The sequence below is a fragment of the Cupriavidus basilensis genome (genome assembly GCF_000876015.1).
GTDB classification, from domain to species: Bacteria; Pseudomonadota; Gammaproteobacteria; order Burkholderiales; family Burkholderiaceae; genus Cupriavidus; species Cupriavidus basilensis_B.
Genome location: NZ_BBQM01000027.1, coordinates 24,243 through 36,168 on the forward strand (window position 1 = coordinate 24,243; position 11,926 = coordinate 36,168).

General features: G+C 70.9%; 11 protein-coding genes. All 11 read left to right on the forward strand.

Annotated elements, in window-relative coordinates:
- The 11 genes from KF708C_RS28805 (at window position 1) to KF708C_RS28855 (ending at window position 11,860) form a co-directional block, all read left to right on the forward strand.
- The gene (locus KF708C_RS28805; RefSeq protein WP_020206770.1) at window positions 1–1,197 is read left to right on the forward strand and encodes an acetyl-CoA C-acetyltransferase; all 1,197 of its coding nucleotides are present in this window, start codon (window positions 1–3) and stop codon (window positions 1,195–1,197) included.
- An 83-nt stretch (window positions 1,198–1,280) separates the two neighbouring features.
- Complete coding sequence (locus tag KF708C_RS28810; protein WP_020206771.1) at window positions 1,281–1,961, forward strand: SDR family oxidoreductase; 681 nt, start codon at window positions 1,281–1,283, stop codon at window positions 1,959–1,961.
- A 66-nt stretch (window positions 1,962–2,027) separates the two neighbouring features.
- Window positions 2,028–3,158 (forward strand): acyl-CoA dehydrogenase family protein, encoded by a 1,131-nt coding sequence (locus KF708C_RS28815; RefSeq protein ID WP_059414771.1) that lies wholly within the window; start codon window positions 2,028–2,030, stop codon window positions 3,156–3,158.
- Between the two features lie 105 nt (window positions 3,159–3,263).
- The gene (locus KF708C_RS28820) at window positions 3,264–3,941 is read left to right on the forward strand and encodes a 2-hydroxychromene-2-carboxylate isomerase (RefSeq protein ID WP_020206773.1); all 678 of its coding nucleotides are present in this window, start codon (window positions 3,264–3,266) and stop codon (window positions 3,939–3,941) included.
- On the forward strand, window positions 3,938–4,627 hold the full coding sequence (locus KF708C_RS28825; RefSeq protein WP_059414774.1) for an HAD family hydrolase: 690 nt from the start codon (window positions 3,938–3,940) through the stop codon (window positions 4,625–4,627). The genes KF708C_RS28820 and KF708C_RS28825 overlap by 4 nt, the downstream gene beginning before the upstream one ends.
- A complete protein-coding gene (locus tag KF708C_RS28830) occupies window positions 4,624–5,052 on the forward strand; it encodes a YchJ family metal-binding protein (RefSeq protein WP_020206775.1) in 429 nt (142 codons plus the stop codon). Before KF708C_RS28825 ends, KF708C_RS28830 begins: the two co-directional genes overlap by 4 nt.
- A gap of 312 nt (window positions 5,053–5,364) precedes the next feature.
- Window positions 5,365–6,849, forward strand: coding sequence for an adenosylmethionine--8-amino-7-oxononanoate transaminase (gene bioA, locus KF708C_RS28835; RefSeq protein WP_059414776.1), 1,485 nt, complete (start codon window positions 5,365–5,367; stop codon window positions 6,847–6,849).
- Window positions 6,839–8,053, forward strand: a complete 1,215-nt coding sequence (gene bioF / locus KF708C_RS28840; protein WP_059414778.1) for an 8-amino-7-oxononanoate synthase — start codon at window positions 6,839–6,841, stop codon at window positions 8,051–8,053. Before bioA ends, bioF begins: the two co-directional genes overlap by 11 nt.
- Window positions 8,050–8,763, forward strand: coding sequence for a dethiobiotin synthase (gene bioD, locus KF708C_RS28845; RefSeq protein ID WP_059414783.1), 714 nt, complete (start codon window positions 8,050–8,052; stop codon window positions 8,761–8,763). Before bioF ends, bioD begins: the two co-directional genes overlap by 4 nt.
- Window positions 8,764–8,815: 52 nt before the next feature.
- Window positions 8,816–9,859 (forward strand): biotin synthase BioB, encoded by a 1,044-nt coding sequence (gene bioB / locus KF708C_RS28850; protein ID WP_059414785.1) that lies wholly within the window; start codon window positions 8,816–8,818, stop codon window positions 9,857–9,859.
- A gap of 1,059 nt (window positions 9,860–10,918) precedes the next feature.
- Window positions 10,919–11,860: a 2-hydroxyacid dehydrogenase gene (locus KF708C_RS28855; RefSeq protein ID WP_020206983.1), complete on the forward strand. Its 942-nt coding sequence runs from the start codon at window positions 10,919–10,921 to the stop codon at window positions 11,858–11,860.
- Window positions 11,861–11,926 lie beyond the last annotated feature (66 nt).

Sequence of the window (11,926 nt, forward strand, 5' to 3'; positions counted from 1 at the left end):
ATGCAAGATCCCGTCGTCATCGTATCCGCGGCCCGCACGCCGATGGCCGCCTTCCAGGGCGAGTTCGCCGCGCTGACCGCGCCGCAGCTCGGCGCCGCCGCCATCCGCGCCGCGGTGGAGCGCGCCGGCCTCAAGCCGGAGCAGGTCGAGGAAGTGGTGTTCGGCTGCGTGCTGCCGGCCGGCCTCGGCCAGGCGCCCGCGCGCCAGGCCGCGCTCGGCGCCGGCCTGCCGATGGGCACCGGCTGCACCACCGTCAACAAGATGTGCGGCTCCGGCATGCGCGCGGCCATGACCGTGCACGACGCGCTGCTGGCCGGCGCGTTCGAGGTCGCGGTGGCGGGCGGCATGGAAAGCATGACCAACGCGCCCTATCTCGTGCCCAAGGGCCGCGGCGGCTACCGCATCGGCCACGGCATGATCTTCGACCACATGATGCTCGACGGCCTCGAGGACGCCTATATCCGCGACGAAAAGGGCGGCGGCCGCTCGATGGGCACCTTCGGCGAGGACTGCGCGTCGAAGTACGGCTTCACGCGCGCCGCGCAGGACGAGTTCGCGATGGAAAGCGTGCGGCGCGCGCAGCAGGCCACCGAGCGCGGCGACTTCCGCTGGGAGATCGCCGCGGTGACGGTGCCCGGGCGCGGCGGCGACACCGTCATCGACACCGACGAAGGCCCGCGCCGCATCAAGCTCGACAAGATCCCCTCGCTCAGGCCCGCGTTCGCCAAGGACGGCACCATCACCGCCGCCTCGTCGTCGTCGATCAACGACGGCGCCGCCGCGCTGGTGATGATGCGCGAGTCCACCGCGAAGCGCCTCGGCCTGCAGCCGGTGGCCCGCCTGCTCGGCCACACCACGCACGCGCAGGAGCCGGGCTGGTTCACCACCGCGCCGGTGGAGGCCATCGGCAAGCTCTACCGCAAGCTCGGCTGGACCACCGACAGCGTCGACCTGTTCGAGATCAACGAAGCGTTCGCGGTGGTGCCGATGGCCGCCATGCACGATCTCAAGATCCCGCACGCCAAGGTCAACATCCACGGCGGCGCCTGCGCGCTGGGCCACCCGATCGGCGCCTCGGGCGCGCGCATCATGGCCACGCTGATCGGCGCGCTGCGCAAGACCGGCGGCAAGCGCGGCGTGGCCAGCCTGTGCATCGGCGGCGGCGAGGCCACCGCCGTGGGGCTGGAAATCATCTGACCACCCGGGGCATCCGGCGCGCGCCGCCCGGCGGCGCGCGGCCGCGGCCCCGCAATCCATCGACCAGAAACAAGGAGTCCGTCTTGCCTACCGCTCTCATCCTCGGTGCCTCGCGCGGCATCGGCCTCGAATTCGTGCGCCAGTACCGCGCCGACGGCTGGCGCGTGCTGGCCGTGGCGCGCAGTGACGAAGGCATCGCCGCCATCGAGGCGCTCGGCGCCGAGGCGCTGCGCGCCGACCTGACCGACGCCGGGCAGGTCGCCGGGCTGGGCTGGAAGCTCGATGGCGAATCGTTCGACGTGGCGGTCTACAACGCCGGCGTGATCGGCCCGCGCACCGAAGGCGCGCAGCCGGTCTCGCGCCAGGACTTCGACGCCGTGATGCACGTCAACGTGCTCGGCCCGATGATGGCGCTGCCGCTGCTGCTGCCGATGGTGGAAACCGGCCGCGGCGGCCAGGGCGGCGTGCTGGCGGTGCTGGCCTCGCGCATGGGCAGCATCGGCGCGATGGACAGCAACCGCAGCTGGCTCTACCGCGTCAGCAAGGCCGCCGCCAACGCCGCGCTCAAGGCCGCCTCGCTCGACGCGCGCCACGCCACCTGCCTGGCCTTCCACCCGGGCTGGGTGCAGACCGACATGGGCGGCAAGGAAGCCGACATCACGCCGCAGCAGAGCGTGGCCGGCATGCGCCGCGTGATGGCCGGCGCCACGCGGCACGACAACGGCGGCTTCCGCAACTACGACGGCGCGGTGATTCCGTGGTGAGCCGGGCCGGCGCCGCGCGGCGCCGGCCGCGCGGAAAAACAGAACAGAGATAGAGACAGGGACGACATGCTGCTCACACCCGAACAGGAAATGATCCGCGACGCCGTGCGCCAGTTCGCGCAACGGGAGATCGCGCCGCACGCCGCCGCGTGGGACCGCGACAAGACCTTCCCCAAGGCCGTGCACCGCGAGCTGGCCGCGCTCGGCGCCTACGGCGTGGCGGTGCCGGAGCAGTACGGCGGCGCCGGGCTGGACTATCTCTCGCTGGCGCTGATCCTCGAGGAGATCGCCGCCGGCGACGGCGGCACCTCCACCGTCATCAGCGTCAACAACTGCCCCGTGTGCAGCATGCTGATGGCGTTCGCCAGCGAGGCGCAGAAGCGGCAGTGGCTGGTGCCGCTGGCGCGCGGCGAGATGCTCGGCGCGTTCTGCCTGACCGAGCCGCACGTCGGCTCGGACGCGGCCGCGCTGCGCACCAGCGCCGTGCGCGACGGCGACCACTACGTGCTCAACGGCGTCAAGCAGTTCATCACCAGCGGCCAGAACGCCGACGTGGCCATCGTGCTGGCCGTGACCGACAAGGCCGCCGGCAAGCGCGGCATCAGCGCCTTCCTGGTGCCGACCGCCACGCCCGGCTACGTGGTCGCGCGCATCGAGGACAAGCTCGGCCAGCATTCGTCCGACACCGCCCAGATCGTGTTCGAGGACTGCCGCGTGCCGGCCGCCAACCTGCTCGGCGACGAAGGCGCCGGCTACAAGATGGCGCTGTCGGGGCTGGAAGGCGGGCGCATCGGCATCGCCTCGCAGAGCATCGGCATGGCGCGCGCGGCCTTCGAGGCGGCGCTGGCCTACGCCAGGGAGCGCGAGAGCTTCGGCCAGCCGCTGTTCGCGCACCAGGCGGTGCAGTTCCGCCTGGCCGAGATGGCCACCAAGATCGAGGTGGCGCGCCAGATGGTGTGGCACGCGGCCTCGCTGCGGGACGCCGGGCGCCCGTGCCTGAAGGAGGCCGCGATGGCCAAGCTCTACGCCAGCGAGATGGCCGAGGCGGTCTGTTCGGCCGCCATCCAGGTATTCGGCGGCTACGGCTACGTCAGCGATTTCCCGGTCGAGCGCATCTACCGCGACGTGCGCGTCTGCCAGATCTACGAGGGCACCAGCGACATCCAGAAGATCCTGATCGCGCGCGCGTTATCCTGACGACTGCCGCGCGCCAAGCCGGCGCGGCAGCACGGCACCGAACCCAGTGCAGCACCAACCCAACGCAGCATCGAACCCGGCCAGACCCCAGGAGTCCCCCACGCCATGACCGCCCCCATCGATTTCTACTTCGATTTCTCCTCGCCCTACGGCTACTTCGCCAGCACCCGCATCGACGAGCTGGCGCAGAAATACGGCCGCTTCGTGGCCTGGCATCCGATCCTGCTCGGGGTGGTGTTCAAGACCACCGGCAGCGCGCCGCTGCCGCACGTGCCGCTCAAGGGCGACTACTGCTGGCTCGATTTCGAGCGTACCGCGGCCTTCCACCACATCGAGTACAAGCGCCCCACGCATTTCCCGCTGCCCACCACGCAGGCCGCGCGCGCCATGCTGTGGCTGCAGAACCATCACGGCGCGGACATCGCCTCGGCCTTCGCCAAGTCGGTCTACCATGCGCTGTTCGTCGACGACGTCAACATCGCCGAGCCGGCCGAGCTGGTGAAGCTGGCCGAGCCGCTCGGCATCGACGCGCACGCGATGGACGCCGGCGCCAGCAGCTTCCAGATCAAGGACCAGCTCAAGGCGGAGATCGAGGTGGCGATGGCCAAGGGCGTGTTCGGCTCGCCCTTCGTCATCATCGACGGCGAGCCGTTCTGGGGCTTCGACCGCTTCGAGCAGATCGAGGCCCATCTCAAGAGCCGCCGCCAGACCGAACTGCGCGCGGTGGCCGGCGGCGGCACAACCAGCAACACAGACAGCAGCAAGGAAAAGAAACCCGCATGAATGCCAGTATCCGGCCGGTCCGCCATCCCCGTTTCGATTGCGTGATCTTCGACTGCGACGGGGTGCTCGTCGACAGCGAGCCCATCGTCAACCGCGTGCTCAACGAGATGCTCAACGAGCTCGGCATCCGCATCTCGCTGGAGGAATCCACCGAGTGGTTCCTCGGCCGCGCGGTGCGCGAGGAGCTCGCCAACATCGAGCGCAGGCGCGGCGCGCCGCTGCCGGAGAACTGGCTGTCGCACTGGTTCGCGCGCCGCAACGCGGTGCTGGAGGCCGAAGTGCAGGCCGTGCCGCACGTGCGCGAGGCGGTCGCCGCCATTGCCGCCACCGGCCTGCCGGTGTGCGTGGCCTCCGGCGCGGACCGCATCAAGGTCAAGCTGCAGCTGACCCGCACCGGGCTGGTGGAGCTGTTCCGGCAGGACGAGCGCGAGCACATCTTCTCGGCCACCGAGGTCGCGCGCAGCAAGCCCGCGCCCGACGTGTACCTGCTGGCCGCGCGCACCATGAACGTGGCGCCGGCGCGCTGCGCGGTGATCGAGGACAGCCCGGCCGGCATCACCGCCGGCGTGGCGGCCGGCATGACGGTGTTCGGCTATGCCGCGCGCAACGCTGCCGCCACGCTGCTGGCGGCCGGCGCGGGCAGCACCTTCGCCGACATGCGCGAGCTGCCGGAGCGGATCGGATGAAAGATGCGCGCAAGCCTGGCGCGGGCGCCGCGGCCTGCCCGTGCGGCGGTGGCGAGTACGCCGCCTGCTGCGGGCGCTTCCACCGCGGCGAGGCGCTGCCGGCCAATGCCGAGCAACTGATGCGCTCGCGTTATTGCGCCTACGTGATGGGCGACGTGGCGTGGCTGCGCCAGACCTGGCATCCGTCGACCTGCCCGCCCGATCTCGCGCCCGATACCGCCACGCGCTGGCTCGGGCTGGCGATCAAGGCGCACGCGCAGCAGGACGAGACCCACGCGCAGGTGGAGTTCGTCGCGCGCTACAAGGTCGGCGGGCGCGCGTGGCGGCTGCACGAGCGCAGCCGCTTCGTGCGCGAGCCGCGCGCCGCCGGCGAGGCGCCGCGCTGGCTTTATGTGGATGGCGACATGCTGGGGGAGGCGCCATGACGCCGGGGGGCGCGGCGGCGCGCCTTTTCCGGGAGCCGGGGCCGCCGTCCGGCCCGCCATCCTGAGCGCGCCGCGGCGCATCGGCCACATCCGCTGCGCGGATCGGCGCATGCTGGCGGCACGATGCCGGACGCTTGCCGGCTTCTTCGCGGTTTGTCGCTCAACATGCCGCTAACGTGTAAAACCGGGCCTGTTTGCCAAGGGGCAGGGGAGCTCCCTACCATGACTCTCCCCAACGCGCACGCGAGTGCCGCCGCGCCGGCGCCCGCCGGCCCGGCCGGCACGGTGCGCGGTCAACAAAGGAGGGTTTCCTTGGACAACCAGTCCCAATCCCCGCGCGCGGCGCTAGCCGCGCCGTCGCTCGGCGAACGCAGCCTGCGCGCGGTGTGGCATCCCTGCACGCCGCTGCGGCCCGACGCCGGCGAGCTGCCGCTGGCCATCGCCCGCGGCGAGGGGCCGTGGCTCCACGGCGAGGACGGCCAGCGCTATTTCGACGCCACCAGCTCGTGGTGGGTCAACCTGTTCGGCCACGCCAACGCCGACATCAACGCCGCGCTGCGCGCGCAGCTCGACACGCTCGAGCACGTCATGCTGGCCGGCTGCACGCACGCGCCGGCGGTGGAGCTGGCCGAGCGCCTGTCGGCGCTGACCGGCGGCGCGCTGGGCCACGTGTTCTATGCCAGCGACGGCGCCTCGGCGGTCGAGATCGCGCTCAAGATGAGCTTCCACTACTGGCGCAACACCGGGCTGCCGGGCAAGCGCGAGTTCGTCTGCCTGCGCCACGGCTACCACGGCGAGACCGTGGGCGCGCTGGCGGTGACCGACGTGGCGATCTTCCGCGACGCCTACGACCCGATGCTGATGCAGTCGCACGTGGTGATGTCGCCCGACGCGCGCCAGGCCGCGCCCGGCGAGAGCGCGGCACAGGTGGCGCAGCGCGCGCTCGCCGAGCTGGAGGCGCTGCTGCAGGCGCGCGGCGGCCAGATCGCGGCGCTGATCGTCGAGCCGCTGGTGCAGTGCGCGGCCGGCATGGCGATGCACGACCCGCTCTACCTGGCCGGCGTGCGCGCGCTGTGCGACCGCTACCGCGTGCACCTGATCGCCGACGAGATCGCGGTCGGCTGCGGGCGCACCGGCACCTTCTTCGCCTGGGAGCAGTCGCGCGGCGAGCCCGCCGCGGATGGCCCGCTGCCGGCGCACCTGTGGCCCGATTTCCTGTGCCTGTCCAAGGGCATCAGCGGCGGCTATCTGCCGCTCTCGCTGGTGATGTCGCGCAGCGCGCTGCAGCACGCCTTCGTCACCGCGGCGCACGACCCCGACCGCGCCCGCAGCTTCCTGCATTCGCATTCCTACACCGGCAACCCGCTCGCCTGCCGCGCCGCGCTCGCCACGCTCGACCTGTTCGCGCGGGACGGCGTGGTGGCGCGCAACCGCGAGCGCGCGCAGTGGCTGGCGCGCGCCATGTCCGCGCTGGCCGCCGACGCGCGGCTGGAGCACGTGCGCCAGCGCGGCCTGATCTGGGCCGCCGACGTGCGCGAAGCCTGCGTGCCGGGTGGCGCCGGCGACTTCGCCGCGCGCTTCCACCACGCCGCGCGCGCGCACGGCGTGCTGATCCGCCCGATCGGCCGCACGCTCTACGTCATGCCGCCCTACGTGTTCGACGCGGACATGGCGCAATGGCTGGCGGACCGGCTGCACGCCACGCTCGACACGGTACTGTCCGGACCGGCCGCCGCGCCGGCAGACGTACCAGCCGCCGCGCCGGCGCAACCCACGGAGACGCACGATGTTGCTTGAACACCTGAAGCTGGCCGCCGCCGAGCGCGACGAGCAGGCCCTCACGCGCCGCCGCCGCACCGCCCACACCGCGTGCGCGCCGCACCAGGAAGTCAGCGACGCCGGCGGCGAGTGCCACGCGCTGCTGACTTTCTGCAGCAACGACTACCTGGGACTGGCCAACCACCCGGCGCTGGTCGAGGCGATGGCCGAGGGCGCGCGCCGCTACGGCGCGGGCAGCGGCGCGTCGCACCTGGTGAGCGGCCACTCGCAGGCGCACCACCTGCTCGAGAGCGAGCTGGGCGAATGGTTCGCGCCCCACATCCCGCATGCGCGCGCGCTGTACTTCTGCACCGGCTACATGGCCAACATGGGCGTGCTGAGCGCGCTCGGCGGCGCCGACGCCACGCTGTTCTGCGAGGAGCTGAACCACGCCTCGCTGATCGACGGCGCGCGCCTGGCCCGCGCCAAGGTGACGCGCTACCCGCACCGTGACGTGGCCGCGCTGGAGCAGTTGCTGGCCGGCGCCGCCACCCCGCTCAAGCTGATCGTCACCGACAGCATCTTCAGCATGGACGGCGATCTCGCGCCGCTGGACGAACTGCTGGCGCTGGCCGAGCGCCACGACGCCTGGATCATCGTCGACGACGCGCACGGCTTCGGCGTGCTGGGCGAGTCCGGCCGCGGCGTGCTCGAGCACCTCGCGCTGACCTCGCCGCGCCTGATCTACGTCGGCACGCTGGGCAAGGCCGCCGGCGTGGCGGGCGCCTTCGTGGCCGCGCACGAAACCATCATCGAGCACCTGATCAACACCGCGCGCCAGTACATCTACACCACCGCCGCGCCGCCCGCGGTGGCGCACGCGGTGTCGGCCAGCCTGGCGCTGATCGCCGGCGAGGAAGGGCGGCAGCGCCGCGCCCATCTGGCCGCGCTGATCCGCACGCTGCGCGGCGGCCTGGCCGGCCTGACGCGCGCCGCCGGCTGGCGCCTGGGCGAGAGCGCCAGCGCCATCCAGCCGGTGATCGTGGGCGACAACGTGGCCGCGCTGGCGCTGTCCGCGGCGCTCGAGGCCGACGGCATCCGCGTCGGCGCGATCCGCCCGCCCACGGTGCCGGCCGGCACCGCGCGGCTGCGCATCACGCTCTCGGCCGCGCATGCGCAGGCCGACGTGGAGCGCCTGCTGGCCAGCCTCGGCAGCGTGGTGCCGCGCAGGGAGATCGCATGAGCGGCAGCATGAGCGCGGCCCCGTTCGCGTGCTTCGTCACCGGCACCGACACCGGCGTGGGCAAGACCCACGCCAGCGCCACCCTGCTGCACGCGCTGCGCGCCGCCGGCCGCCAGGCCGTGGGCATGAAGCCCGTGGCCAGCGGCAGCGAATGGCGCGGCGACCACTGGCACAACGACGACGTCGCGCAGCTGCGCGCGGCCAGCGCCGTGGACGTGCCGCGGGCGCTGACCTGCCCGTTCCTGCTGCGCACGCCGGCCTCGCCGCACCTGGCCGCCGCCGCCGAAGGCGCGCGCATCACGCGCGAGCCGATCCGCGCCGCCTTCGCCGCCCTGCGGGCGCGCGCCGATGCGGTGGTGGTCGAAGGCGTGGGCGGCTTCCGCGTGCCGCTCGATGGCGCGCCGGCCGCGGACGGCGGCTGGGACACGGCCGACCTCGCCGTGATGCTCGGCCTGCCGGTGGTGCTGGTGGCGGGCATCCGCCTGGGCGGCATCAACCACGCGCTGCTGACCGCCGAGGCGGTGCGCGCGCGCGGCCTGCGCCTGGCCGGCTGGATCGCCAACCGCATCGACCCGGACATGGACCTCGCCGACGAAAACATCGACACGCTGCGCCGCACGCTGGACGCGCCCCTGCTCGGCACGCTGCCGTGGCAGGTGCCGCCGGCCGAAGCCGCCGGCCGGCTGGCGCTCGCGCCGCTGCTCGGCTGAGCGCGGCGCGCGGAACCTATCCCCCAAGACAAGACAGAACACGGAAACGACCATGACCAATAACACCCTCGCCGGCGACGCCATCGCCACCATCTCCGCCGACAGCCTGCGCCAGACCGCCCGCCGCTTCGCCGAACCCGCGCCCGCCAAGCCCGGCGACTGGTCCGTGGCCGACGTCGCCGCGCTCTACGCGCTGCCGTTCAACGACCTGCTGTTCCGCGCCCAGCAGGTGCACCGCGAGAATTTCGACCCCAACGCCGTGCAGCTCTCCACGCTGCTGTCGATCAAGACCGGCGGCTGCGAGGAGGATTGCGGCTACTGCCCGCAGAGCGCGCACCACGACGCCGGCGTCAAGGCCGAGAAGCTGATGGCGCTGGACGAAGTGCTCGAAGCCGCGCGCGCCGCCAAGGCCAGCGGTGCCGGCCGCTTCTGCATGGGCGCGGCCTGGCGCAGCCCCAAGGAGCGCCACCTCGAGCCGGTCATCGAGATGGTCAAGGAAGTCAAGGCGATGGGCCTGGAGACCTGCGTCACGCTCGGCATGCTCGAAGCCGAGCAGGCGCGCCGCCTGAAGGAAGCGGGCCTGGACTACTACAACCACAACCTCGACACCTCGCCCGAGTTCTACGGCGAGATCATCACCACCCGCACCTACCAGGACCGCCTCGACACCATCGGCCACGTGCGCGACGCCGGCATCCACGTCTGCTGCGGCGGCATCGTCGGCATGGGCGAATCGCGCGACGCGCGCGCCGGGCTGATCGCCCAGCTCGCCAACATGGACCCGTATCCCGAGTCGGTGCCCATCAACAACCTGGTGGCCGTGGAAGGCACGCCGCTGGCCCACGCCGAGCCGATCGACCCGTTCGAGTTCGTGCGCACCATCGCGGTGGCGCGCATCACCATGCCGCGGGCGATGGTGCGGCTGTCGGCCGGGCGCGAGGCGATGGATGATGCGTTGCAGGCGTTGTGTTTCATGGCGGGGGCCAATTCCATTTTTTATGGGGATCGGCTGTTGACGACGGCCAATCCGCAGGCGGATCGGGATCGGGCTTTGCTGGCGAGGTTGGATATTCGGACTGAGGGGTATGGTGGGTAGGGGGATTTTTTTGTTCGGGGTGGTGGGGGGGATTGGCTGACTTCGAAGTTGGCTTTGGCTTCAATGGTTTGACGTCGGTGGCTGAACGTCAAAGTCAACTTCTGAACGTCAACGGCTGAACGTCAAAGTCAAAGTCAAAGGCTTTCGCTCCCCCGGAGCGACCTACTTTCTTTTCCCCGAAAAGAAAGTAGGCAAAGAAAGCGGGCTGCCTGGCCGGCAGGGGCAGAAACGTTGGGGTTTCTCTGGTTGCTGGTTTCGTCGTAGGGCTTGCGGTTCTGCTGGCATCCTGCCGTTACCGGTGCGAGCGGCCACGATCTGGCTGGCGGTATGGGTTTCGGGGTCAGACCTATGATGGCGGGCGCACTGCTGGTTCGGGCATCTGCCGTTACCGGTTTTGGCGGTCACGGCGTAGCACCGGCACTGGTTTCGTGGTGGGCGTGGTGGACCCCGCGCGAGTGTGTTGGGTTGCTTTGACCCGGATTACCTCTCAAGTCAAAACCGTTTGGCACTGAGATCGAATGGGGGCCACCACGCCCACCACGAAACCAGCACCGTTCCTATGCCGTATGCATTTGCCGCGGTCGCGGCAGCAGCCCGAAGGGCCTGGGCCACCGCCATCATGCAGCGCCACCACGAATCGAACACCACCCGAGAGAACGCGACCACCAAAACCGGTACCGGCAGAACCCCAGCAGAACCACCACCCCCACCACGAAACCACCAACAACCAGCAACACTGTTCGGCTCTGCCCCTGCCGGCCAGGCAGCCCGCTTTCTTTGCCTACTTTCTTTTCGGGGAAAAGAAAGTAGGTCGCTCCGGGGGAGCGAAAGCCTTTGACTTTGAAGTTGACTTTGACTTTGACGTTCAGCCGTTGACGTTCAGCAGTTGACTTTGACGTTCAACAGTCCCCGTTCAACAGTCACCCTTGACCCTCAACAGTCAACCAAGAAACCAAACGAACACCCCCCGCCGCCGCCAGGCCCCCAGAAGCCCCCCACTCCCACCCCATCTCTGCGAAAATAGACCAAATCACGATAAGAACCCCCTGTGGAGAAGAAATGAAGCTGCAGTTGTACGTGCCCGACGGCCGCTACCAACCCTGGATCGACGGCTTCTCCGAAGCCCTGCCGGAGGCACAATGCCTGACCTGGGAAGACAGCAAATCCGAACGCGCTGACTACGCCGTGGTGTGGCGCCCGCCGCTGGAGATGCTGCGCGGGCGCACCGACCTCAAGGCGGTGTTCAACCTCGGCGCCGGCGTGGACGGCATCCTGCGCCTGCGTGACGACGATCCGCGCGCGCTGCCGGACGGCGTGCCCATCGTGCGCCTGGACGATGCCGGCATGGCCGCGCAGATGATCGAGTACGTGACGCACGCGGTACTGCGCTATTTCCGCCGCCTGGACGAATACGCGCTGGCGCAGCAGGCCGGCAACTGGCGCTTTCTCAAGCCGCATCGCCGCGCGGGTTTCAGCGTGGGCGTGATGGGCGTGGGCACGCTCGGCGCGCAGATCGCGCGGGCGCTGGCGGGTTTCGGGTTTCCGGTGCGCGGCTGGAGCCGCACGCCGCGCGAGATCGAGGGTGTGCAGGGGTTTGCCGGCGAGGCCGGGCAGGCCGCGTTCCTCGACGGGCTGCACGTGCTGGTCAACGTGCTGCCGCTGACGCCGCAGACCGAGAACATGCTCGACGCGGCTCTGTTCGGCAAGCTGGCCAAGGGCGCTTATCTCGTCAACGTGGCGCGCGGGCAGCATCTGGTCGAGGAAGACCTGCTGGCGGCGGTGCAGTCCGGCCAGATTGCCGGCGCCACGCTGGACGTGTTCCGCACCGAGCCGCTGCCGGCCGAGCATCCGTTCTGGGGCGAGCCGCGCATCACCATCACGCCGCACATCGCCGCGCTGACGCTGCGCGAGGACAGCATCGCCCAGATCGCCGGCAAGATCCGCGCGCTCGGGGCGGGCCAGCCGATTGCCGGCGTGGTCGACCTGCAGCGCGGTTACTGAACGCAGACACAGCAAGCAGACACAGCCGCCGCGGCGTGCGCGCCGCGGCGGCAGGACACGGAGGAG

Bases quoted from the DNA above. Each gene is read 5' to 3' on its own strand.
- KF708C_RS28820 (WP_020206773.1), top strand. From the start codon at position 3,264: ATGACCGCCCCCATCGATTTCTACTTCGATTTCTCCTCGCCCTACGGC.
- bioD (WP_059414783.1), top strand. From the start codon at position 8,050: ATGAGCGGCAGCATGAGCGCGGCCCCGTTCGCGTGCTTCGTCACCGGC.
- KF708C_RS28815 (WP_059414771.1), top strand. From the start codon at position 2,028: ATGCTGCTCACACCCGAACAGGAAATGATCCGCGACGCCGTGCGCCAG.
- KF708C_RS28830 (WP_020206775.1), top strand. From the start codon at position 4,624: ATGAAAGATGCGCGCAAGCCTGGCGCGGGCGCCGCGGCCTGCCCGTGC.
- KF708C_RS28825 (WP_059414774.1), top strand. From the start codon at position 3,938: ATGAATGCCAGTATCCGGCCGGTCCGCCATCCCCGTTTCGATTGCGTG.
- bioF (WP_059414778.1), top strand. From the start codon at position 6,839: ATGTTGCTTGAACACCTGAAGCTGGCCGCCGCCGAGCGCGACGAGCAG.
- KF708C_RS28805 (WP_020206770.1), top strand. From the start codon at position 1: ATGCAAGATCCCGTCGTCATCGTATCCGCGGCCCGCACGCCGATGGCC.
- bioB (WP_059414785.1), top strand. From the start codon at position 8,816: ATGACCAATAACACCCTCGCCGGCGACGCCATCGCCACCATCTCCGCC.
- KF708C_RS28855 (WP_020206983.1), top strand. From the start codon at position 10,919: ATGAAGCTGCAGTTGTACGTGCCCGACGGCCGCTACCAACCCTGGATC.